The organism is Holdemania filiformis DSM 12042, assembly GCF_000157995.1.
Taxonomy (GTDB): domain Bacteria; phylum Bacillota_I; class Bacilli_A; order Erysipelotrichales; family Erysipelotrichaceae; genus Holdemania; species Holdemania filiformis.
This window is the reverse complement of the sequence record NZ_GG657556.1, coordinates 50,181-70,398: the sequence shown is the minus strand read 5'-3', so window position 1 is coordinate 70,398 and position 20,218 is coordinate 50,181. Positions and strand designations below refer to the sequence as shown.

The 20,218-nt window shown below is 51.9% G+C and carries 19 protein-coding genes and 2 tRNA genes; 7 read left to right on the top strand and 14 right to left on the bottom strand.

The window, feature by feature from the left end:
* Positions 1 to 21 precede the first annotated feature (21 nt).
* The 5 genes from HOLDEFILI_RS06180 to HOLDEFILI_RS06155 all read left to right on the top strand — a co-directional run bounded on the left by HOLDEFILI_RS06180 (position 22) and on the right by HOLDEFILI_RS06155 (position 2,756).
* Positions 22 to 111: transfer RNA gene (locus HOLDEFILI_RS06180), tRNA-Ser, on the top strand.
* Between the two features lie 135 nt (positions 112 to 246).
* Positions 247 to 777 (top strand): phosphatase PAP2 family protein, encoded by a 531-nt coding sequence (locus HOLDEFILI_RS06175; RefSeq protein ID WP_006058665.1) that lies wholly within the window; start codon positions 247 to 249, stop codon positions 775 to 777.
* 53 nt (positions 778 to 830) lie between these two features.
* Positions 831 to 917 (top strand) — tRNA-Leu (locus HOLDEFILI_RS06170).
* A gap of 240 nt (positions 918 to 1,157) precedes the next feature.
* Complete coding sequence (locus HOLDEFILI_RS06165) at positions 1,158 to 1,898, top strand: hypothetical protein (protein ID WP_006058664.1); 741 nt, start codon at positions 1,158 to 1,160, stop codon at positions 1,896 to 1,898.
* A 363-nt stretch (positions 1,899 to 2,261) separates the two neighbouring features.
* The gene (locus HOLDEFILI_RS06155) at positions 2,262 to 2,756 is read left to right on the top strand and encodes a CarD family transcriptional regulator (protein ID WP_039864181.1); all 495 of its coding nucleotides are present in this window, start codon (positions 2,262 to 2,264) and stop codon (positions 2,754 to 2,756) included.
* A 9-nt stretch (positions 2,757 to 2,765) separates the two neighbouring features.
* On the opposite strand, the gene HOLDEFILI_RS06150 is transcribed toward HOLDEFILI_RS06155, so the two are convergent.
* The 12 genes from HOLDEFILI_RS06150 to HOLDEFILI_RS06095 all read right to left on the bottom strand — a co-directional run bounded on the left by HOLDEFILI_RS06150 (position 2,766) and on the right by HOLDEFILI_RS06095 (position 14,598).
* A complete protein-coding gene (locus HOLDEFILI_RS06150) occupies positions 2,766 to 3,089 on the bottom strand; it encodes a helix-turn-helix transcriptional regulator (protein WP_006058661.1) in 324 nt (107 codons plus the stop codon).
* Positions 3,090 to 3,670: 581 nt separating this feature from the next.
* On the bottom strand, positions 3,671 to 4,894 hold the full coding sequence (locus HOLDEFILI_RS06145) for a phosphopentomutase (RefSeq protein ID WP_006058660.1): 1,224 nt from the start codon (positions 4,892 to 4,894) through the stop codon (positions 3,671 to 3,673).
* A gap of 17 nt (positions 4,895 to 4,911) precedes the next feature.
* Positions 4,912 to 6,012, bottom strand: a complete 1,101-nt coding sequence (locus HOLDEFILI_RS06140) for an aminotransferase class V-fold PLP-dependent enzyme (protein WP_006058659.1) — start codon at positions 6,010 to 6,012, stop codon at positions 4,912 to 4,914.
* A gap of 9 nt (positions 6,013 to 6,021) precedes the next feature.
* A complete protein-coding gene (locus tag HOLDEFILI_RS18260) occupies positions 6,022 to 6,990 on the bottom strand; it encodes an amidase (RefSeq protein WP_006058658.1) in 969 nt (322 codons plus the stop codon).
* Between the two features lie 6 nt (positions 6,991 to 6,996).
* On the bottom strand, positions 6,997 to 8,166 hold the full coding sequence (locus HOLDEFILI_RS06130) for an alanine racemase (RefSeq protein WP_006058657.1): 1,170 nt from the start codon (positions 8,164 to 8,166) through the stop codon (positions 6,997 to 6,999).
* A 3-nt stretch (positions 8,167 to 8,169) separates the two neighbouring features.
* On the bottom strand, positions 8,170 to 9,081 hold the full coding sequence (locus HOLDEFILI_RS06125; RefSeq protein ID WP_006058656.1) for a phosphotriesterase family protein: 912 nt from the start codon (positions 9,079 to 9,081) through the stop codon (positions 8,170 to 8,172).
* Positions 9,082 to 9,142: 61 nt separating this feature from the next.
* Positions 9,143 to 9,523: a DUF2620 family protein gene (locus tag HOLDEFILI_RS06120; protein WP_006058655.1), complete on the bottom strand. Its 381-nt coding sequence runs from the start codon at positions 9,521 to 9,523 to the stop codon at positions 9,143 to 9,145.
* A gap of 24 nt (positions 9,524 to 9,547) precedes the next feature.
* On the bottom strand, positions 9,548 to 10,861 hold the full coding sequence (locus tag HOLDEFILI_RS06115) for a YhfT family protein (RefSeq protein ID WP_006058654.1): 1,314 nt from the start codon (positions 10,859 to 10,861) through the stop codon (positions 9,548 to 9,550).
* A 35-nt stretch (positions 10,862 to 10,896) separates the two neighbouring features.
* Positions 10,897 to 11,271: a hypothetical protein gene (locus HOLDEFILI_RS06110; protein WP_006058653.1), complete on the bottom strand. Its 375-nt coding sequence runs from the start codon at positions 11,269 to 11,271 to the stop codon at positions 10,897 to 10,899.
* A gap of 4 nt (positions 11,272 to 11,275) precedes the next feature.
* A complete protein-coding gene (locus HOLDEFILI_RS06105) occupies positions 11,276 to 11,644 on the bottom strand; it encodes a hypothetical protein (RefSeq protein ID WP_039864177.1) in 369 nt (122 codons plus the stop codon).
* Between the two features lie 277 nt (positions 11,645 to 11,921).
* Positions 11,922 to 12,845, bottom strand: coding sequence for a GntR family transcriptional regulator YhfZ (yhfZ, locus tag HOLDEFILI_RS06100; protein WP_006058650.1), 924 nt, complete (start codon positions 12,843 to 12,845; stop codon positions 11,922 to 11,924).
* A gap of 262 nt (positions 12,846 to 13,107) precedes the next feature.
* Positions 13,108 to 14,598 (bottom strand): PucR family transcriptional regulator, encoded by a 1,491-nt coding sequence (locus HOLDEFILI_RS06095; protein ID WP_006058649.1) that lies wholly within the window; start codon positions 14,596 to 14,598, stop codon positions 13,108 to 13,110.
* Between the two features lie 157 nt (positions 14,599 to 14,755).
* Here HOLDEFILI_RS06095 and HOLDEFILI_RS20510 point away from each other — a divergent pair, with 157 nt between their 5' ends.
* Together HOLDEFILI_RS20510 and HOLDEFILI_RS20505 are read left to right on the top strand one after the other, a co-directional pair.
* Positions 14,756 to 16,039 carry an oxidoreductase gene (locus tag HOLDEFILI_RS20510; protein WP_006058648.1) on the top strand — a complete coding sequence of 428 codons (1,284 nt, stop codon included), beginning with the start codon at positions 14,756 to 14,758 and terminating at the stop codon, positions 16,037 to 16,039.
* A 58-nt stretch (positions 16,040 to 16,097) separates the two neighbouring features.
* Entirely contained in the window at positions 16,098 to 16,973 is an 876-nt protein-coding gene (locus HOLDEFILI_RS20505) for an FAD-dependent oxidoreductase (protein WP_006058647.1), read from the top strand.
* 229 nt (positions 16,974 to 17,202) lie between these two features.
* Here HOLDEFILI_RS20505 and HOLDEFILI_RS06085 read toward each other — a convergent pair whose 3' ends face one another.
* Positions 17,203 to 18,306 (bottom strand): DNA alkylation repair protein, encoded by a 1,104-nt coding sequence (locus HOLDEFILI_RS06085; protein ID WP_006058646.1) that lies wholly within the window; start codon positions 18,304 to 18,306, stop codon positions 17,203 to 17,205.
* Between the two features lie 42 nt (positions 18,307 to 18,348).
* Positions 18,349 to 20,016, bottom strand: a complete 1,668-nt coding sequence (locus HOLDEFILI_RS06080) for a M14 family metallopeptidase (RefSeq protein ID WP_006058645.1) — start codon at positions 20,014 to 20,016, stop codon at positions 18,349 to 18,351.
* Positions 20,017 to 20,218 lie beyond the last annotated feature (202 nt).

The following is a 20,218-nucleotide window of genomic DNA, read 5'->3' as shown; positions in this document are numbered from 1 at the left end:
CGCTATAATATAAAAGCACTTGGAGAATTGGCCGAGTGGTTTAAGGCACCATCTTGGAAAGGTGGCGAAGTGGCAACGCTTCCGTGAGTTCGAATCTCATGTTCTCCGCCATGTGTAAATAAAGGCTTAACCAAGCCTTTTTTCTTTATTTTCTCAGGTATTTTTTATCAATCCTTAAGAATTGAAACACCGCTTTTGTGTTATGCTAAAGATAATTTCTAAAAGGAGGAATTGGCATTGGATTTTATGATAATGCAGTGGATCACGCAGGTCTTTCAGTCCCCGGTGATGACGGCGGTTATGCGCTTTATTACCGGCTGGGGAAATTTAGGCGCGCTGTGGATCTGTTTCGCATTTTATTTTTACTTTATCAAAAAGGATCGCCGAACGGCAGCGTTTCTGCTTCTGGCCGTTATCCTGACCTGGTCGCTGAATGATTTAGTGATCAAACAGCTGGTCGACCGTCCGCGGCCGTTTATGACGCATGCCGAACTCCCAGCCTTGATTGCAAAGCCAACGTCCAGTTCGTTTCCTTCCGGCCATACCGCCACCTCGTTTGCGGCGATGATGATTTTATTCGCTTATGGCGGGTCCTATAGATGGATGGGATTAGGCAGTGCGGTTTTGATCGCCTTCTCACGGATTTATCTGCATGTTCATTATCCATCCGACGTTCTGGCAGGCTGTCTTGTCGGGATCTGCATCGGTGCTTTGCTTGTTCGTCTGATGAAACAGCGCGGCGGCAAACTTACATCGGCAACCGGGGAAAAGTGCTAATTTCCCCTTGATTTCACTCTGGGGATCAGATATAATAAATAAGCACATGAATTCCCCAGGTGGCGAAATTGGTAGACGCAAACGACTCAAAATCGTTCGGTAGTGATACCATGCCGGTTCGAGTCCGGCCCCGGGGACCATTAAAAAGACAATCAGACGCAAGTCTGATTTTTTTGTATCTGAGCTTTTATTGATGCCAGTTTTTGTGTCCTTACCGATATCGATCTTCCATCCATTTAGTCATCGCTGTCTATTCTTAAGTCGTTTCTTCTTGTTAAACCTTCTATTTTATTTTTCTTAACATTTCATGACGCCGGATCTCTTCGGATCTCGTTTCTGATATACTTAGTTTACAATAAGGAATTCTGCGGAGGTGTCCCATGAAGCGATTTTATTCTATTGTTCTCTGCGTTTTGTTTACTGCAGCCTGCGGCCTTAATGACAAACCGGATACCGCCTCTCTGGGATTGTCTGCCGCTCCCTCTCCTTCTGCCAGTGTTCTCGCTTGTTCATATACCGATGCCTATGCACAGCTGGATCCTGATTCGATTCGAGTGCAGAATCAGCTTTTAGAATTCTCTCCTGGTGTTTTGGAACATGAAACACTGCTGTCAGCCAGTACCGATGTCGTTATAGCGACGGTGTGTTCGATCGAAGGCGGAAGTACCTACAATGAAAGTAAACAAACTACAATGACGCCTTATACTTATGGTACGCTGTCGATTCTCAAAAGCGTGAAAGGTGATCTATCTTCAGGTCAAACTATTCATTTCACCCGCAGCGGAGGGATTGTCCCGGTTGATGACTATCTCCGGAGTTTAGAACCCGCTCAACGAGAAGCCTTTGCTTCTGCCGCTGAAAAGCCGGCTTATATCAAACAAAAAGTGGATGGAGATATCGACATCGAAGTTGGAAAAACCTATTTAATCTATCTGTCTGATGACGAGATCTATCAAGCTCGGTCCAGTTCTTACGCAATCCTCGGCCATCAGGGTGGTTTGCGTGCGATCCGTAACAGCGAGAATCTACCAGTGACTCCGGAAACTTCGCTTTCGAATCTTGAAGCTTATCAATTGACAACTGACAGCTGGGAATCTTTGAATCTTCTCTTCAGCGATTGAAACCGCCCATAGAATAAGAAAGGAATTGATATCTTTCAATGATAAAAAAAATCAGATTCTGGATCTGTGCGATCTTAGCTTATTGTTTGTTTTTCCGTCTGACCCTCATTCTTTGCGCCATGACGCTCGAAAAAGTAATTGCCGATCTTTTCTTGCTTAATACCCTGGTTATGCTTATTCTCATCAGTCTGCCGTTCATGTTTACAGGGCTAGCGATGTGGTGCCTGCGCCGCTATTTTCCCGGCTTATTTTAACAACGGTTACTCCGTGAGCATCGACCAGAAACGAATTTGCTTACGAAAAGCCCTTAAAAATGGTAGAATAGAGATAGAGATTCACCTTTTGAAAGGGGGAACGAGCTTCATGTTTAAAGAAAAGGATTATGTACGATATGGTTCGCGGGGAATATTTCAGGTTGAACAGATTATTAAAAAAGAACTGAAACCGCGTCATCCTGAAACGTGCTATGTGCTCAGTTCCGTTTATGGCATTCATACGCAAATAGTAACGCCGGCTTCCAATCCGCAGCTGCGGCGAGTCATGAACCGCGAAGAAATCGATCGGATGATCGATGAAATGCCGTTGTTGGAATCCGACTGGATTGACGATAAGCGCAAACGGGAGGAAACTTACCGCTCTATTTTAGAAGAAGGCGATGGACACAAGCTCGCACAGCTGATCATTTCTATTTATTCCCAGAAGCAGGATAAGCTGAAAGACCGGAAATCGTTGTCACGCACGGATGCGGAAATGCTGGAACGCGCTGAAGATTTGCTTCATGAAGAAATCTCGCTGTCCTTCAAAATAAAAAAAGAGGAGGTTGCCGATTACCTCCTCAGCCGGCTCAAAAACAAATAACCTGGACTATCACGGAAGAACAGTATCTGATGCTGAATTTTCCGTTTTTTTATGGTACTTCAAAACGGCAGCGGATTGGCTTTCTTCCTCATCCTCGTCGAAAGCATAATCGTTAAGTTCCGGAAAATCCAGAAATTCAGTCAGCGTCATGTTGAAACCCAAGGCGATGCGGTGCAATGTACTGACACGCGGATCCTTTGTGTTGCCGCGGATAATATTGTCCAGTGTCGATTGCCGCAGAGAGGACATTTTCGCTAAACGGTGAATCGTGATTCCCCCTCGCTGACGACACAGATCTTTAATACGGTTTATGAGCATCTCAGAATATTCCATGACCGGGTCCCCTTTCGTGTTTTAATCAAAGCCTTCCTCATTAATAAAAGACTCGATTCCTATCATAACAAGTAAAAGACCGGTTTATACCCGAATTTGGTTAACCATCCCCTTCCTTCACTAAAAAGAATAGACAGTTCTGAAAATATTTTCAACAAGTTTGATTGCCCAGCATATTAAACAAGGCTTCCCTTATAAAATCAAGCCTTTTTGTCCACTTATCCAATTCTTGACAAAAGGAGACTTGTAAATTTCACGCTCAAGTCTGATGAATCGCTATGATTTGGAAGAGAACAAAACTGAAAAGCTGCATGATGAAAAAAGAATCTATGCTTTTATAAAGGGAATACACTAGATCAGACTCTCATTTAAACTCCGTGTTTATGATTTTCAGACTCCTGGCATTCTTCCCATAAATCTGAATTTGCACGTTGTTTGTTAACCTTTAAAGATAAAAACACGGTATCGCTAAGACTGGATGTCCGCTTCGCTATCAAACCCTGGTTTTGCGTTTAGCCGCCGGCATTTTCCCTTAGATAAAAAAATTAGCATGCCGCTTCCGCGATACGCTAACTTTTCGTTTAAACTTTTGACAGCTGAAGCAAGTTCAAATAAGATATGCCGTTTTCCGGCGCTGTGACGCCAAAGAAATCGCAGACAGTCGCGCCGTTGTCGGACATTGTGCGGCGTGTGCCGATTTTAACGCCTTCCAGTCCTTTGCGGTAAATCAGCAGCGGAACACACTCGCGGGTATGCCGGCTGTTGCCGATATTGGGATCATTCCCATGATCGGCCTGAACGATTAAGAGATCGTCTTCCGTCAGCCACGGCAGAATATCCGCCAATCCCGCATCGGCCTGTTCCAGAATCCGCCTGTATTCCGTGCTGTCCTGTGAATGTCCCGCCAGATCGGTTTCCTGAACGTTCGTACAGATAAAACCAGTGTCCGTATTTTTTACAGCATCCAGCGTCAGCCGCATACATTCCGGCGTCGGTACACAAGAAATGCTGGTGCCCAGATCGTTGGCGACGATATCCGCAACCTTGCCGATCAGCACGCAGGGAATCCCGGCCTTAGTCAGCATCGTCGGAACCTGGACATGTTGATTCACGCCATAGCCTAAATGGCGGCATTGATAGCCCTGTTCATAAGATTTGGATTTTGCCGAAGCGATGCCGATGAACTGGCCGTTTTTAATCTCCTCGGCCGCATATAAATCCTGCATGGTATTCCCGGTTCCGCCAAACACAATCACCCGGCCTACCGTCACTACCTCGCGCACCTGTTCCGCGATTTCTACTTCTTTTTCAAAAGAAATCAGATCCAGCGGAGCGGTCACATTGTAGCACATGCCCAGATCCGCTTCCAGATTATCCGCAACGGTGACGAAATCATCGCAGACCACATACCGCAGCCCCTGGCGTTCAATGATCTCGACATGATGACCCTTCGCTTTCAAATGCTGGGCAACAATGTCAACCTTCTGCTGGAATGGATGGACTTCCGGCCGCTTCGGCAGAGTCCCCATAATTTCCTGATGGCCCATAAACGTATCCGCGCCGAAATGCATCAGTTCACTTTTGCCAAAATTGGCCTGAGGATTAAATTTCATCTGTGCGCTTTCACTGCCATACGCATTCATCAGTCCCAGTTTTTCCAGCGTTGGAAGCTTCAGATCCGGATGATCACGCAGGATACTGCGCAGCGTGTTCGCTTTTTCATCGCCCGGACGCACAACGGCGGCGTCGGCCATCGCGCCGATGCCGAAGCCGTCCAGCACTACGATAATAAATCGTTTACTCATCCGCTTCACCCCCGCGTTCAGGCTTCATTGGCTTCCTGGATGCTTTCTGCCAGGATTCTTAACACGGTATCCGCGCCGGAACGATTCGGATTAATGCGGATCATCGTGTCGCCATACCGCGGATCAGATTTCAGGAATGTTCCGGATACGCGGTAAAACATCGGCGCCAGTTCATACTTGGATTCCGCACCGACGGGATTCGGCAAAGCGCCGCGTTTTTCCGCCGCCGCCAGCACTTTTTTCGCGATCGGCGTATCAAATTCAACGAGCAGCACCTTTGACTGAGCGTTGGCAATGTAAGCGTTCTTAATACCCTTGACCTCGCCTGCCTGAATTCGCCGGAGTGCTTCCTTGACCGCCGCGTCCGTCAGTGCCAGCATCACCGGCGCGTAAGTCAGACCCCGCAGCACTTCCAGCGCTTCCCAGCCCTGCGTCTGACAGCCGCCGGAATAGTGCATTTTGCGGATCCGGTCAACAATCGCTTTCCTGCCGACGACGCAGCCGATCCCTTCCGGCCCCTGAAGCTTAAACGTCGAGAAGCAGGAAACGTCCGCACCGCATTCGCAGCCAATTTTATCAACCTTCATAACGCCGTAGTTATCATCGATTAAGACCGGAATGTCCGCCGTCTGCTTGATTGTCTTAATCACGTCCGCCAGAGAATAACCATCATCAAGCTTCTGCCGGCTGTGCTGAACCAGCGCCCCGCGGATATCCGGATTTTCCCGCAGCGTTTGCACAATCGCCGCGTAGTCGTTGAAATCAGCCTGAACAGGAATCAAACCGAACATTTCAAAACTGGTCTGCGTCGTTGAATATGCCGGAGCCTTGTGAATCAGAATCTTCTGACCACATTCGATCATCGCGCTTAAGCCATAGCGGATTGCGCCGGTACCGCTGCCGCGAACTAAGATGCAGTCCTCCGCACCGAAGAATTCCGCAATTGTCTGTTCCGCTTTTCGCGTCGTTTCCGGCTGGTTGCCCGGCTGATGCACGCCCAGATCGCCGCGCGTCAGACTTTCCGCCCCGCGGAAATGGTGCGTGATGCAGTCAACCAACTTAAACTGCTTCTGCATCGCCTGTTCTAAGGTCATATTTTCTAATGGATATACGTTCATACTCCCCTCCTAAATTTCATAGCCGTCTATAAAATAGTTGTTCAGATCCAGAAAATACCGTTCGATCAGTTCGTCGTGCGCTTCCTCAATCCGCTCGCCCAGACAGAGCAGCCGCGCGATTTTATCCGGTTTGCTTTCACACATCAAGAGTGTCGCGGTGCCCAGCGCTGACTGAGGCAGCGACAAGGCCGTAGCACCAGCCAGGTTGCATACCCGGACATACCCCTTGCCCGCCGCCCGCTGAAGAGTGCGGGTGCGTTCGTCGAAATGACCGAACAGCGAATCGCCGAAGCCTTCCAGATCGATCGGCCCCTCGGTGATCATAAAGACGTCGCAGCGGTTCAGAACTTCCTGCAAAAAATCCGTCAGTTCCGCGCGCGGTGCGGCCGGATCCTTGACCGCAATGACCTGTGCGTCAATTCCGGGATATTCCCGATCCGCGAAAACAAGGCCTGCCGACGCTGCGGGCGTGATGCCGATCGCCGCCTCGATCGCCCGGTATAATATCTTTTTGTCCCGGACCATAAACCCGATCGAATTGCCAGCCGTGATGTTGTCGGTATTCGGCTTGAGCTGCTGCGGGCGATCCGCTTCAATCCGCTTAGAGATAAAGCTTATGATATTCAGACTGATCGCGGGCGCCAGGACGCTGCCCCCGCCGTCGTTGCCGATACCCAAATCATTGATCCCCGCGAACACATTGATCGCCGTACCGGACGAAGAACCGGACATGTACCGGCCGCTGATCGGATTGATCAGCTGAGTATCGACGGCGCGGCCCGCCAGCTGCGACTTCTTGTCGATCGTATGCAGCGTGAAACCCGCAGGTTCCAATTTGTGCATCAATGTATTCGGAATAGAACGGACATTCTTAATTCCGACCAGAAGCTTATCCGGATCTCCATCCAGCACCTGGACGATCGATCCGTAAGGATTCAATAACGCCGTTTTATGCTGCAGCAAATAGTTCTCTTTCATTTTGATCTACTCCCAATTCACCGGAATTTCCCGGCCCTGACTGTCAAAAATCCCGCTGATGCGCGGATGGCCCTGACGGAGCCCCTCAACGATCGCGACATGGCTGCGGGTCGTGAAAATCTGAGCCCGGAAACACATCAGCGCGGTATCGGAAACCGTGCAGTTGTGATCGATTTCAAAATGGTAGTCGATGGAATCATCGTCCGGCGCCTGAATGTTGAATTGCCGTGCGTGCGCGAGATCGCGCCCGACCAGGACATGCGCCATATGTCCGCGCCGGTAATGACCGCCGCCAAAGCAGTACGCCTTGTCCTTATAATTGTGCGAAATTTCCGAAACATAAAGATAACCGATGTTCTCCGGTTCGCGGCTGGCTTTGTGCAGCGGCGTCGTTCCGGTCAGCCCGTGGCCGGGTTCGCCGTTGTTGCCGCCGAGCTGACGGATCGTGGGAATCGAGGCGCAGCAGGTCGCACTGGGAATGTTGATCAGCAGCTCACCGGACACTTTATCCTTGAGATACGCAATGGCCCGAAGCAGACCGTTGACATTGCTTGTGGGTTCAATGGTTTGGGTTTTTTCACTGTAAAGCAGCGCCGGGAACACGGTCACCCCGCCGATCCGCACATGCTTGAGCGTTTGGACTTTCTCCAGGATTTCCGGCAGCTGCTGACTGGAGAAACCGGCAACCTGGCCGGAATACAGGCTGGCGTCATCGTCCGTAATCCGGATCATGAGCGGCTGGACACAGTTCAGCTCGGCGGCAGCCCGGTCGATCTCCTCTATCTTTTCAAGACTGTAAACCGTCATCACCTCCGGATGCGCCGCAACGATTTTCTTCAGCGCGGCCTTCGGCGTCTGAACCAGATGGCCGACATTGCCCAGGCGGATTCCATTTTCAATCATCACCAGCGCTTCCTTGTAATCGACCGCGACGCACCCGGCGAACCCCAGCTCCATTAAGCGCCGGGCAACAACCGGATTGCGGCCCAGCTGTTTCAGCATGAAGAACAATTTTACTTCGTTCTGCCGGGCGACATTTAACATCCGCTTTCCATTTTCAGTAATCGTATCGAGATCCAGCAGATAGGTATCGGGAAGAATCAGACCCTGCTGATGCGCGTGGAAGGCGAATTCGATCAGTTTTGAATTATTCTGCAGGCATTGATTCAAAAACATAGTCTACCTCCACTCGTTATCTAAAATGCGCGCCGGATTGTCCACCAGACAGCGCTGAATCTGCCGGTCTGAAGCGCCGATCTGTTTCAGAAGCGGAATCACCCATTTCATGACGCTTAAATAACCATCGCCGCCCTGGCTTGTAAAATAAGTCCGGCGGGAGATATCGTTGCTGAAAAGCAGATGATCGCCATAGCCGGCTTCCATGATCGCCAGCGCATTGCGGGCCCGCGTTTCATCCGGCATATAGGCTTTTTTGCCGCAGGTATCAAACGCGATGTTCACGCCGTACTTCAACAACTGGACATGATACTTCGTGTCGTCAATCAAATCCTGATGTCCGATGATGATCTTATCCGGATCCATGCCTTCCGCCAGCAGTGTTTCAATCGTTTCCACGGCGGTCGCCCGGCCGGTGTGAGTCGATACGGCCGCGCCGGTCTGGCGGGACGCGATGCCCGCAGCCTTGAGAATCTTCTTTTCTTCCCCCTCAAAGCGTTCCGGAGATGAAGCGATTTCAGCGATGATGCCGGCTTTAATTCCGGTATCGTCGATCCCTTCCGTCAGCTCTCTGACATACACTTCCGCAATCGCTGCGGCGCTGGCCGACGCCAGCCATTCCGGATGATACTGGGTTAAATAAAACCCCGTGGACGCCACGATCGTCAATCCGGTGTCCAGACTGATCTGTTTTAATTTGCGGACATCGCGGCCTAAATCAATCGTGCTGACCTCCACCGCCGCCTGAACGCCCAAAGCCATCATCTTTCTGATTTCCGGCTCGACTTCCTCCGGTGTTTCAATCATGCTGATGCCGTCATGCCGAACCCGGTCTAAATCCACGATGAAGTGTTCATGACACAAGGTGACGCCCAGCTTTTCTTTTTCAATATCGTTTAATACTGTACGGATCATTGAATACCCTCCTTGTATAAAAAGAAAGAGGCATCCGAAGATGCCCCTAAATCAATACCTCCTATTCAGGTTTTCCTTCAGATTTATCAATCAGAGCCTGCACCAATGCTGGAACTACTTGTTCAGTATGAGTTTTAACATAGCCAAACGCCTTATGATTTCCTGAATAAATGAGATGACGAATTTGTTTTTCATTCGGACAATTGCCTTGTTTAGAAACCGTCAGACAGTTTCCGTAACCCAATACCATGATCGCCGTCGCAATCGATCCGCCGCCCCCGGTCATACAGCTTCCTAAGTAAAAATCCACATCGCCGCTTTTAACTTTGCGCGCCGCGATCATATCCGGATCCAGGGAAGTTTCAACAAGGCCCGGGAATTTCTTCTCAATAATCTGTTTTGTTTGTAAAGCGGTCAAGCCGCAGCATTCAATTTTTAACATAAGCAATTCTCCTCTTCTATTCCATTACAATACGACTAGGCCAAGAAAAATCATGATGTTGAACAGAATGCCGACCGCCACTGCCGCTAACGGGCCGACCGCCGACTTCGGAATCCGCTGTCCGGTGACGTCGTTGAGGACGAAGAAACCGCCGACGATCATGATGCCGACCGCGCCCCATGTCGCGTTCGCTGCCAGGAAAGAACCGGCAACCAGCGCCAGACCGATACAGGAAACCATCGCATCGCGGATATAGTCGCCGCATTTGGAGAGTTCCGGGAATTTCGACAAGCCTTTGCCCAACAAGCCTAACAGCTGAATTTCAACAAATTCCGCAGCGAAGCCGAAGATCGGAGCCAGCCACCAGGTTGGCGCCAGACAGCCGACCAGCATGACGGAGGTCAACCCGACCGCCTGATAAACGCCGGTAGCCAGAGCTGTCGATACGATCAAAGGGATAAACGCGATAATGACACCGATCATAGCCAGTTCAAACGTCCCCATATTCCCCGCTAAAACGGCCGAGGACAAAACGTACGGCTGATAAGCCTGAGCCAGAACATGAATACCTAATGCGTTCAGCGCGCCCTGGATGCACAGATAAACCCAGTTGCTCTTGATCCGATTGGCGTTCTTCGTAAACAGGTTTTCGGTTTCCGAATCGTTTTCCACGCTTTCTGAATTCTTGCTTCCATTGATGGAATAGACAAGCAGACAGATCATACCGGCCAGCATCGCGAAGGTGTACGGATACAGGCTGACGGAGATCGAGCCGACTTTTACAGCGCCGACAACCGTGCAGAAAATGTAGACGACCGCTTCGATCACACCGGTTGTAATTCCCTTTTTAGCCCCGAACTGGCTTGCGATCGCAACCGCTGGGAACATACAGAACACCGGCAGCGCCGGGGTGCTGATCTGCGTCAGGTCATTTAAGAAGTTATACGGCAGCGCTGTAAATGCAGAATTGATGAAACTGGTGCCGAAAGCGCACAGCGCGCCATACGCACCGCCGATGATTAATGCGACCCACTTATTCGGCGACCAGGCGCCCAAGCAGTCGGTGGCGATTAAGGTCAGATGGCAGGCGATCAGTCCCGTGCCCAGCCACTGGCTGAAGCCGGCCAGAACCCAGCCGAAGCCCATGCCGGTTACGACGACCGCGAACTCAGCCCGCGTCATCCGGCCTTCCATTAATTCTGGAAAAACCGGACGTGCCCCATCGTTGAAGTTGGAAATACATTTGTGCGAAAGCAAGCTTGCCCAGGCACAGATCGCAATCAGAACGATCGCACGAAACGGCAGTGAAAATTCAAAATTAGTAATGATTCCTTCCATGTTTACCTCCTCTTACTAACATGATTCCCCTCAATTTAATTGCCGCAGCCTTCTGCCAGCCGGGCGATTAAATTATTTATGTGAAGCAGCGCGTAATCTTGTTCGGTTGGGTTTAAGCGATTGCGCGTTGCCGCCATAACATCCTTGAGCATCTGCAGCGATTGCGGATAGCTGTCCAGGCCTTCCAGTTCCGCCTTGACTTCCGGCGGCAGCGGTTCGACTTCCTCACCAGTCGCACTCCGCCCGAAGGCTGCGCACAGATGCGCGATAAACGTATCGGCGTTTTCTTCCTGAAGCACGATATGATATTTCTGGTCAAACATCGTGATGATCGCCTGCACGTCCGCGACGTCATCCGGCTGGATCATGCCGCCCTCCAGATACAGATTCAGTCTTTCCGTAAAATCCATTTTTTCATTTTCCTTTCTTCTTATTTTTTACCGGCTGACTTTTACCTTTTTCCACCGGCATATACCGAAGTCCGAATAATTTGTCCGTCAGCGCCAGACAGAGCTGATCGGAAAACTGCGTGATCACGATCGCAAGCGAACAGGTAACGATCAAAGCGACATAACTGGTCACTGTTCCCAGCCGGCTGCAGCCGTACATCAGCAGACTGACGACGACCGCCACGAATAACATGCGGACATACTTCAATTTTCGCTGAGTCGCCAAATCCAGCACCATCACGGCGTGACAGTGCGGACATTCCCATGATTTCCGCAGCTTCATTTCCTTAACGGATTCGGTCTTTCCACATCGGTAGCATTTCATTTCCTTCATCTTATCCCACCCAATATACATTATTCTGTATTTACAAATTCAGTATAGCCCTGACAAGTGAGAAAGTCAACAAGCAAAATATATTTTTATGTATTTTGAAGTTCGATCTAATTTTCTTACCTGCCGCGCCTTTCTCACGGCGTTTACCATTTTGGTTTCTTTTCTCATCGGCGCTGAATTCTTCACATGTTTTCTTCTCGGCAGCGCACATCGGGAAAACAAAAAAAGAGCCGGTTTTCACCGGTCCTTAAACAACTGACGGACTATCGAAGCCGGGTTAGTAGCTCGGCGTTATTTTTTCTTCCAGAACCAGGCGCTGGATATTCAGCACCGTTTCCACATCGACCAGTTCTTTGATCAATGTTGAAATTTCATTTTCCTTAGCGACAACCAGCACCGCTTCGGTATTGTCCTTGTTGACCTGCGGGATTGATTTCGTATGGATTTTAACATGCTTGTCGTTAGCTTCGTCGATATTCATGACCGTCGCGTCGATATCGCCGGAAATCACGCGCTCAATGATTCGCGAATATTCGATCTCGATGAATTCGACGTTTTTCCCCTGGCAGACGAATTTCGTCAGTTCTTTCTGGTCAATTGAGGCGGAGTCGATGCCGATCTTCATGCCATCCTGGATTTCCTTGATATTGGGATTATGGAACATGATCACGTGGTTGCTTAAATAGGAGCCCGCGCCAAAGCCGACGACGATCTCAATCTTATCGGGATATTTTTCAAGGAAATGATGAGCGGCATATCGGGAAACAACCGCGAAGTCATAGCGCTTCTGCAGGACCATGCTGATACGGTTAACCGATCCGCGCATGTAGGCCAGGTTGATCGGCAGGTCGTAATTATTTTCCATCGACGCGATCAAACCGGAAGCCAGGCCCTCATAGCGCCGGCTGTATGGCAGCGGCATTGTGCCCAGCAGCATCCGCACCCCCGCGAATTTAAGCAGCACGCGCATATTTTTCTTCATCAGGTAAGATCCCAAATGTCCCTTGGATTCAATCCGCACCGCTTCATGATCCACCAGTGTCTTGATCGCGTTTTGTACTGTGCCCCTTGCCAGGCTTAATGAATCCACAAATTCGCTGACGGTCGGAATCCGCTCTCCGACGGAATATTTCAGCAATTCCTTGGACACTTTAATCGTTGCGATCGCATTTTTTCCCATTAAATCTTCATAGTACATCATAGTTTATCTCCGTTTACTGAACGATCTTCATGCCGGAACTGACCGGTACGCTCTTTCTTGTTATTTTATCATCAAAGCCGTTAAATTCAAAGGCAGGTTGGCAGCGAGGGCTGAAATTCCTGTCATTGAGTGAATTGATCTGAAATTTTGCGGATCCTTCCCTTTTTATTTGTATAAGGATAGATGCCGGTCTTCAGGCAAGATTGCCCGCGGACAATTTTTCCGTTATTTTTAAACCGGCCGTTGGTAAGGTAAGCCTGACTTAAGTTCCGAGATACTCGTCAATCTGGATCGACAGCAGGAAATTGTGGCAGTCCTCTGGATCCTCGCTGGAAAATCCGCTGATCTGACGGGCTTTCTGAATCCGGTAGGCCAGAGAATTGCGGTGCAGATGCAGCGCGGCGGCCGTGTTTGTCGGACTGCACTGGCATTGCAGATATGTTTTAAACGTCGCCAAAAAATCCGTCTGATGTGCCTGATCATAGTCTTTGAGGCGCTGGATTCCAGGATGGACGAAATCGCCCAGCGTCAGCGGGCTGTGCGTCGTGAGCGAATGCAGCAGCGTTTTAAAATACAGCCCGCGGAACAGAAACAAACCCTGGGCGGCGCCGCAGACGCTGAGCGCCTCCCGCAGCATCGCGACAATGCGTGGACAATGGATCAGATTGTCGATCGGATCGCTGGCGATCAACAGCGTTCCGGCACTGACGGCCAGTTCGTTTAACGCGGCGCTGCCGGTTTCATCAAGGTCCGGGTCGATCAGAAAATACAGGTCGTTCTGATATTGAAAGCTTTCGATCACTTCGGCGCGGCGCATGATTTCCTCATTATAATATTTCAGCGTGCACACCTTGCTTTTCGGGATCTGGCTTAACAGAAGACAAAACCGCCGGTTCTGCAGACGCGGAAACGACTGCAGGCGCAGCCGGAGAATTTCGGGATGAAGCAGGCGGCTGCGCAGGATGTCCTGCATCAGCGCCTCAAACTGCGTCCCGGCCTGCTCCGCCGCGTTGTTGGCCTTGAACAATTCGATCTGCAAAAGCAGCGCGAGCTGATCGATAATTCGGACATCCGTCTGGGTAAACGGCCGGTTCAGCTGCAGCACCTCAAGTCCGCCTAAAAGATGAGGCATCGCTCCGATCGAGCAATTGATTAATTTCAGCGGGCCGCGCTGATAGTCTGCCAGCTGAGCGCAGTGAATATGATGTTCCGTGAATTTCATGATGATCGCTTCAACATGGTTCAGGTAATCCGGCTGCGGTTCCTTGTGGATTAAAAAATAATCGTATACAGCGTTGCCGCAGGGCGTCTGCGGACTGGCGGCGATCAGGGAAAACAGTCTGTCCTGGACATGAATTGGATTTTGAAGAAACTGATAAGCGGTATCGATCAGCGCTTGAATGCCCTGACCCGCGCCGGCAACCCGCTGCAGCGCCGCCAAAGCCCGGGCATAGGCTGCCGGCTCCGTCAGCAGCACAGAGATCGCCTGATATAAATCCTGTGCGTTCCCGGTATGACAGACCGCGGCGTTCGGCGCCTGCACACTGCTGCGGCAAAGCAGAAAGAAACTTTGCGGTGCGGCCGCAGGTTCTAAATCGAACGCCTCCGCCTGGATATACGCCGTCCCCGGCGTCCACACTGCGGATTTTTCAAAAATCAGCTGGCAGCAGGTGATCGGCATATCGCTCAAAGATTCCGGACAAGACAGCGAAAATTCCCCTGTCAGCTGCTCGATGATCGTTTTTATCTGCATCCTTTCTCCCCCTTAATTCTTACCTGGCCGCATTTTCCGTATTTTCTACATTTTCGGCATTCTGCACGAAACAATCTGTGAATAATCTAGCAATCGGATGGTGCGGAAGCATCGTTGACCTTGTTAGAATTATAGCATAAGAGGAGGACTAGTTAACATGGTTAAAATTTCAAGACGCGACTTCCTGAAGGGAAGCGGCGCCACCGCCTTATCGTTGATGGCCGCAGGGTTAGTCGGATGTTCGACTGAAAAAGAAAAAACCCCGGAAGTCACAACGCCGACGACCGCCCCGGAAAACGACAAAATCGCCGCGGCTTATCTCAATCCGCAGCGTGAAGATTACCGCACGAACACCAAAGAATTAAAGACGTTGTTCTCGCCGCTGACCGTCGGTTCGCTTCAACTCAGTCACCGGATGGTTAAATCGGCGGCTGGATCCGCAACTTATTTAGCCGGCTTAACCGATGAACTGCTTCAATATTACGTCAATTTTGCCAAAGGCGGCGTAGAGATGATCTACGTCGAAGGCATTGCCGCCTTAGAAATTCCAGCGGACGGCAGCGGTTATGACGCTGAAACTTTGGCATTCGGCCAGAAGCTGGTCGCGGAATGTGCGAAATACGGCGCGAGCCTGGGCTATCAGTGGGCCCAGTTCGGCGCGGGTGAAAATGAAATGACCGTCGAACAGATCCAGACGATCGAAGACCGCGGCGCGCAGATTGCCAAGGGGATGCAGCAGCTGGGCTTCAAGGCGTTTGAAATCAATGCCGCCGGCTTCAACATGGGCGAGCATTTCCTGTCCCGTTTCTACAACGTGCGCACCGACGAATACGGCTGCACCAGCCTGGAAAACCGCGCCCGGTTCGTCACGGAATGCATTACCAAGATCAAGGAAGCCTGCGGTTCGAATTTCAACGTTCAGATCTTAATCGACGCGATCGAAGAAAACGACAACGTCGCCAACAACCCGACGCTGATGACGCTGGACAACGCAGTTACCACGCCGCGCACAAAAATTACGACAGTCGAGGAAGGCATCGCCCTTGCGAAGCTGTTTGAGGCCGCCGGCGCGGATTCCATGCACCTGCGCTTAGGTCCGCTGGGCCATCACGTCGCGCAGTTCGGCAGCGATCTGTATTTCATCCTAAACGGTATAGAAGGCGCGTCCGGCTTCGGTACGCAGTACGATTTCAAAAAGCACTGGCAGGGCCAGCTGATCGGCGACACCCAGGGCGCCGGTATGCTTCTCAATGTCGCGGCCCGCTACAAAGCGGCCCTCAGCATCCCGTGCGGCGTCGTCACCTACATGGACCCGGCGCACGCTCCGGATTTCTTCGAACAAGCCTTGGAAGACGGCAAAGCGGATTTCTTCCTGATGACCCGCCCGTTAACCGTCGATACCGAATACGTCAATAAGCTGCGCGGAGGGACGGATCGATGAGATCGCACCGTGCACCCGCTGTCTGCACTGCCATATCGGCAGCAATGAAGCCAACGCGATGGCCGGCTACTGCCGCGTCAACGCGATGACCCAGCGTGTCATGCGTGAAGGCGGCCCGGCCTCATATGAACTGACACCTGCTGAAAAAGCGAAAAAAGTCATGGTCATCGGCGGGGGTCCGGCCGGCATGGAAGCGGCCCGGATTGCGGCTGCCCGCGGTCATGAAGTAACGCTGTACGAAAAGAAAGGCACGCTCGGCGGCCTGCTGGATTTCGCGCATACCGTCAAGGGACCGCATGAAAACTTGCAGGATTTCAAGAACTATCTGATCCGCCAGCTGGAAATCACCGGTGTCAAAGTCGAAACCGGCGTGGAAGTCGACGTCGCCAAGATCAACGCGGAAGCACCGGACGCGGTCATCCTGGCTGCCGGCGGTCTGCGCGACACCTTGAAGGTGGACGGCGACGGCAGCGCTCCGGTCATCGAGATGGAATCGTTCATGTTCACCGAGATGGGCGAAAACGTCCTCATCTACGGCTCCAACGCTCAGGCCTTCGACGCTGCGCTGTGGCTGACAGTCCATAAAAAGCACGTGACGATGATCACGCCGAACGCCGCTGAGGAAATGGATATGCAGCAATCTCAGCATGCGATGCGGATGATGACCACAGCCTTGTATTCACTGGGCTTCAGCGCCTGGCCGAAAGCTTCCTTGAAATCGGTGAACCAAAACAAAGCCGTGATCATGACGGAAGCCGGAGTTGAGATGGAAATCGCCTGCGACGCGATCGTCAACGCCGCCGACATGCTGCCAAACACAAGCCTGCTGGAAGGCCTGTCCGTTGCGGAAACCTATGCCGTCGGCGACTGCGCCAATCCGTTCAACATTGCCAAAGCGATTCATGCGGGCAACGACGCAGGCCGCGCGGTCTAACCGCCACCGCTTCCGAAACTGAGTCCGGATTAAGCTTTCCAAGCGCCTAACCCAGGACAAACAGGAATTTCAAATCAACTTCAACGTCAAAGAAAGCAAACTAAAAACAGGAATCAAGCAAAAGGAACGCCGTTCAGGCTACCTAAGCTTGTTCCTGTTTTTTTCTATTTCCTATTCCGGCAGCTTTTCCTGTGAACCGGTTATGAAATCGACGAGAGGAAGTTTTTCCTCAGTCCATCGCCCTGACCTCAAACGCCTGCGTTCCCTGCGGAATACCATTGACGATCAGCGTGACCGCATGGCGGCCTGGATAATGTTTTCTGACGCTGGTGTCGGCGAAGCGTTGTTTTCTCACATACGTTCGTTTCTCGCCTGCCTTTAAGGTCAGCTCGGATATTTTATAATTTTTCCGGCTGCGTTTTCCCTTGGCTTTCACATAGTCAACCGCATATTCCAGCCTGACCTGAGCCTCGTTCTCAGCGGCAACCGCGAAGGAAAAAACCAATTCCTCCCCAATCCGCACAACCGGCGTCATCACCGTCAATCCCGTTGTTTTCACATGATCGTTCTCTGCCACCCCGAACAGCGCCAGTGCTTCCGGGTTTCCCTTTTTCAACAAGGTCCGGCAGCCGTGTTTGAGGATCCAGTCCGTGACCGGATTCTGGCCCTGCCAGCGGTGCGCCGTTTCCAATACCAGCTCGGGATGGGTTTTGGAGATATCGTTCAGGTTGTTCGCTACGCTTTTCTGGACATACGGCGACGGATCGGCTTTCAGCAGTTCGAGAATCCGCAGCACCGGTGATGGATCCTGCTTAAAGCTCGCCAGCGCCTGTCCCCAGGGCAGCTGAGGGCGGCAGCCCTCGCTGGCCAGCCGGCGGACATGCTCGCTATTATGCCCAGCCCAGACGGCCATCTGCGCCATCATCCGCTTTTCATCGCGGAGAATAAACGCGCGGACGGCGAATTCCGCCGAAGCCAGCGAGGTGATTTGTTCCAGCGCCGCCATGGATGCTTCCCAATCCGCTTCCGCCTGGCCGAATAGCTCGACATAATCAGGCAGGCACATCAACATTAACCCGTCGCTGCCCGCTGGATAATCCGCCGCGGTCTGCCGCAGAATCGTCACCGCCTGCGAATAGTCCGCAGGCAGGGTTTTGCCCAAGGCCAGCGCTGTCTTCCGGATCCGGGCTTTCAGTTCCAGCGAGTCCCAGTCCGCGTCCAGAATCTCGCTCACAAAGGCTTCGCTCTCAAACGCAGGGTGGTTTTTTTTGATTCTGCGCGCCAGTTCGCCGAGCGAGTCAGCGTTGATTCTTGCTTTCATTAATTCCGCCATTCATTTCTCCTTTATCGGATTATCCGCACAGATTTCAAGGCTTCAATCGATCACGCAGCTTGCCGAAGCCTGTCCGGCCTGAGCGCAGCGAACGTTTAACTGCACACGTGTTCCCGCAGGCGCCCGGACAATCCATTCTATTTTTCGGCGCAGCGCCGCGGTCTGACCATAGACGCCGGAAAAAGACAGCTCGGTCTGATCCTGTCCATAACCTTCCAGCGCTTCAATTTCACCCTGAGCCTGTCCCTGGAGGATCTCAGCGCCTGTCAATTCAATCTGAATGGGTTTCGTCAGCTTCATCGCCTGACGCTGCCGGCTGATCCACGTCGGCAGATAGCCGCGGTTGACGATCTCCGCCGTCACCTTCACGAAATCATGCCCTAACGGTTGGGCCTGGAAACGCATGATCGCCACCCTTGGCAGCAGACAGACCTGACGCAGCGCGAACCGCGTCGCTTTTTCACATTCTTCCCGCAGGTATGCCGGCGGACAATTCTGAATCGTAAACTTATAATCAAGACCGCCGATCTCTACCTGGCCCAGCTGCGGATGCTCCAGCGGCGTCCACGGCTTCCAGGCCTGCGGACAATGCGCGTCGATCCAGGCCAGCGTCAATTTCTGCTGGCGCAGACGTTCAGCGTCGCTAAGTTCCGGTTCCAGCTGTTCCTCCACACTGATTCCAGCCCGGCTCTGCAAATCCCACAGCTCCGCCGTCACCGCGAAGATCCCGCGGTTCAGATAGGCCCAGTCGTCGCCCGCGCCGGCCGCGTAGTCACTTTCCGTGCAATGAAAGCCATCGTACAGATTCAATAACGGATAGCCCATTTCCTCGGTGGCCAGTGCTCCGATCGCATGGTAGATGCTGCGGTCCAGCGGATCCTGTTCCGCCTCGGAGAACGGACCCGGCGGATTCAGAATCATCCCGCCGCTGGTATGATGGGTGACCATCACACCGACATTCGGATGGTCGATCAAAAACTCCGCCACTGCGCGGGTTTCCGGATTATCGAGCGGATAGTCGCCTGCGCCTGGCTGTTCCGGCCGCCACCAGCAGGGATAATTGCGGTTGAAATCCAGCCCCCAGCGCGCCGGGGCCGCTTTCAGAAGATCTTCAGACTCTCCCTGAAGCAGTCCTTCCGGCATCACGGTGTAGAACACGCCGTCGGTTTCATCCGGCCGCCGCCGGCGTAAAAGCCGCGGTTCTTCCGCATCCGCGGTCCATGCCCCGGTTTCATCAGGAATCCGCATCCACCGGATTACGCCGTCCTGATCCAGATCCTGCCGGACGACGCCGGACTGGGCTTTGCCTGAAGGGCGGTTAACCGAGCGCAGCGTATCCGGCGTTTTCAGATAGACTTCCGCCCCATCCGGAGAAATCCGCGGAATAAACGTAAACGTATACGCTTGAAGCAGCCGGGCAATCCGCGGTTCTTCACAGCCGGTTAAAAGCACGTCCAGCTGATGCAGCGCCGCCATGGAGCCGGTCACTTCCCCGGCATGCGTATTCCCGTCGATATGCTGCGCCGGTTTCTCATCGAAATCCCCGCAGCGCAAATCCGTCACTTCCATCGCCCACAGGTTGCGGCCCTCCGGTGTCTTTCCCAGACTTGTCAAACGGGTGTAATTCGGATAATGTTCGCTAAAATAGACCAACCGCGCCGTCAGCTCGGCATAGTCCGCGTAATGATCATAAGTAAACGTCGTTTTCATTAAATCAGCTCCCTCCCCTGATAAAAACAGTGTAGCACCGATCCGCAGGCGCCGCAAAACAAATCGGATTCCAAGCCGGTTTTTCAACTTGGAAAAAAAGAAAAACCGGATTTCCCGGTTTAACCTTACATCTTAATTGTCAGAATATTCAGCACGCCGTAGACCGCCAGCGTGATCACAATCGCCCACGACAGGAAGAACT

Coding starts and splice junctions, on each gene's coding strand:
- HOLDEFILI_RS18260 (WP_006058658.1), bottom strand. CDS start 6,990: ATGAAAGAGAACTATTTGCTGCAGCATAAAACGGCGTTATTGAATCCT.
- HOLDEFILI_RS06085 (WP_006058646.1), bottom strand. CDS start 18,306: ATGGCGGAATTAATGAAAGCAAGAATCAACGCTGACTCGCTCGGCGAA.
- HOLDEFILI_RS06155 (WP_039864181.1), top strand. CDS start 2,262: ATGTTTAAAGAAAAGGATTATGTACGATATGGTTCGCGGGGAATATTT.
- HOLDEFILI_RS06130 (WP_006058657.1), bottom strand. CDS start 8,166: ATGTTTTTGAATCAATGCCTGCAGAATAATTCAAAACTGATCGAATTC.
- HOLDEFILI_RS06175 (WP_006058665.1), top strand. CDS start 247: ATGATAATGCAGTGGATCACGCAGGTCTTTCAGTCCCCGGTGATGACG.
- HOLDEFILI_RS06125 (WP_006058656.1), bottom strand. CDS start 9,081: ATGATCCGTACAGTATTAAACGATATTGAAAAAGAAAAGCTGGGCGTC.
- HOLDEFILI_RS06140 (WP_006058659.1), bottom strand. CDS start 6,012: ATGAACGTATATCCATTAGAAAATATGACCTTAGAACAGGCGATGCAG.
- HOLDEFILI_RS20510 (WP_006058648.1), top strand. CDS start 14,756: ATGGTTAAAATTTCAAGACGCGACTTCCTGAAGGGAAGCGGCGCCACC.
- yhfZ (WP_006058650.1), bottom strand. CDS start 12,845: ATGATGTACTATGAAGATTTAATGGGAAAAAATGCGATCGCAACGATT.
- HOLDEFILI_RS06165 (WP_006058664.1), top strand. CDS start 1,158: ATGAAGCGATTTTATTCTATTGTTCTCTGCGTTTTGTTTACTGCAGCC.
- HOLDEFILI_RS06115 (WP_006058654.1), bottom strand. CDS start 10,861: ATGGAAGGAATCATTACTAATTTTGAATTTTCACTGCCGTTTCGTGCG.
- HOLDEFILI_RS06120 (WP_006058655.1), bottom strand. CDS start 9,523: ATGTTAAAAATTGAATGCTGCGGCTTGACCGCTTTACAAACAAAACAG.
- HOLDEFILI_RS06150 (WP_006058661.1), bottom strand. CDS start 3,089: ATGGAATATTCTGAGATGCTCATAAACCGTATTAAAGATCTGTGTCGT.
- HOLDEFILI_RS20505 (WP_006058647.1), top strand. CDS start 16,098: ATGGCCGGCTACTGCCGCGTCAACGCGATGACCCAGCGTGTCATGCGT.
- HOLDEFILI_RS06105 (WP_039864177.1), bottom strand. CDS start 11,644: ATGAAGGAAATGAAATGCTACCGATGTGGAAAGACCGAATCCGTTAAG.
- HOLDEFILI_RS06080 (WP_006058645.1), bottom strand. CDS start 20,016: ATGAAAACGACGTTTACTTATGATCATTACGCGGACTATGCCGAGCTG.
- HOLDEFILI_RS06145 (WP_006058660.1), bottom strand. CDS start 4,894: ATGAGTAAACGATTTATTATCGTAGTGCTGGACGGCTTCGGCATCGGC.
- HOLDEFILI_RS06095 (WP_006058649.1), bottom strand. CDS start 14,598: ATGCAGATAAAAACGATCATCGAGCAGCTGACAGGGGAATTTTCGCTG.
- HOLDEFILI_RS06110 (WP_006058653.1), bottom strand. CDS start 11,271: ATGGATTTTACGGAAAGACTGAATCTGTATCTGGAGGGCGGCATGATC.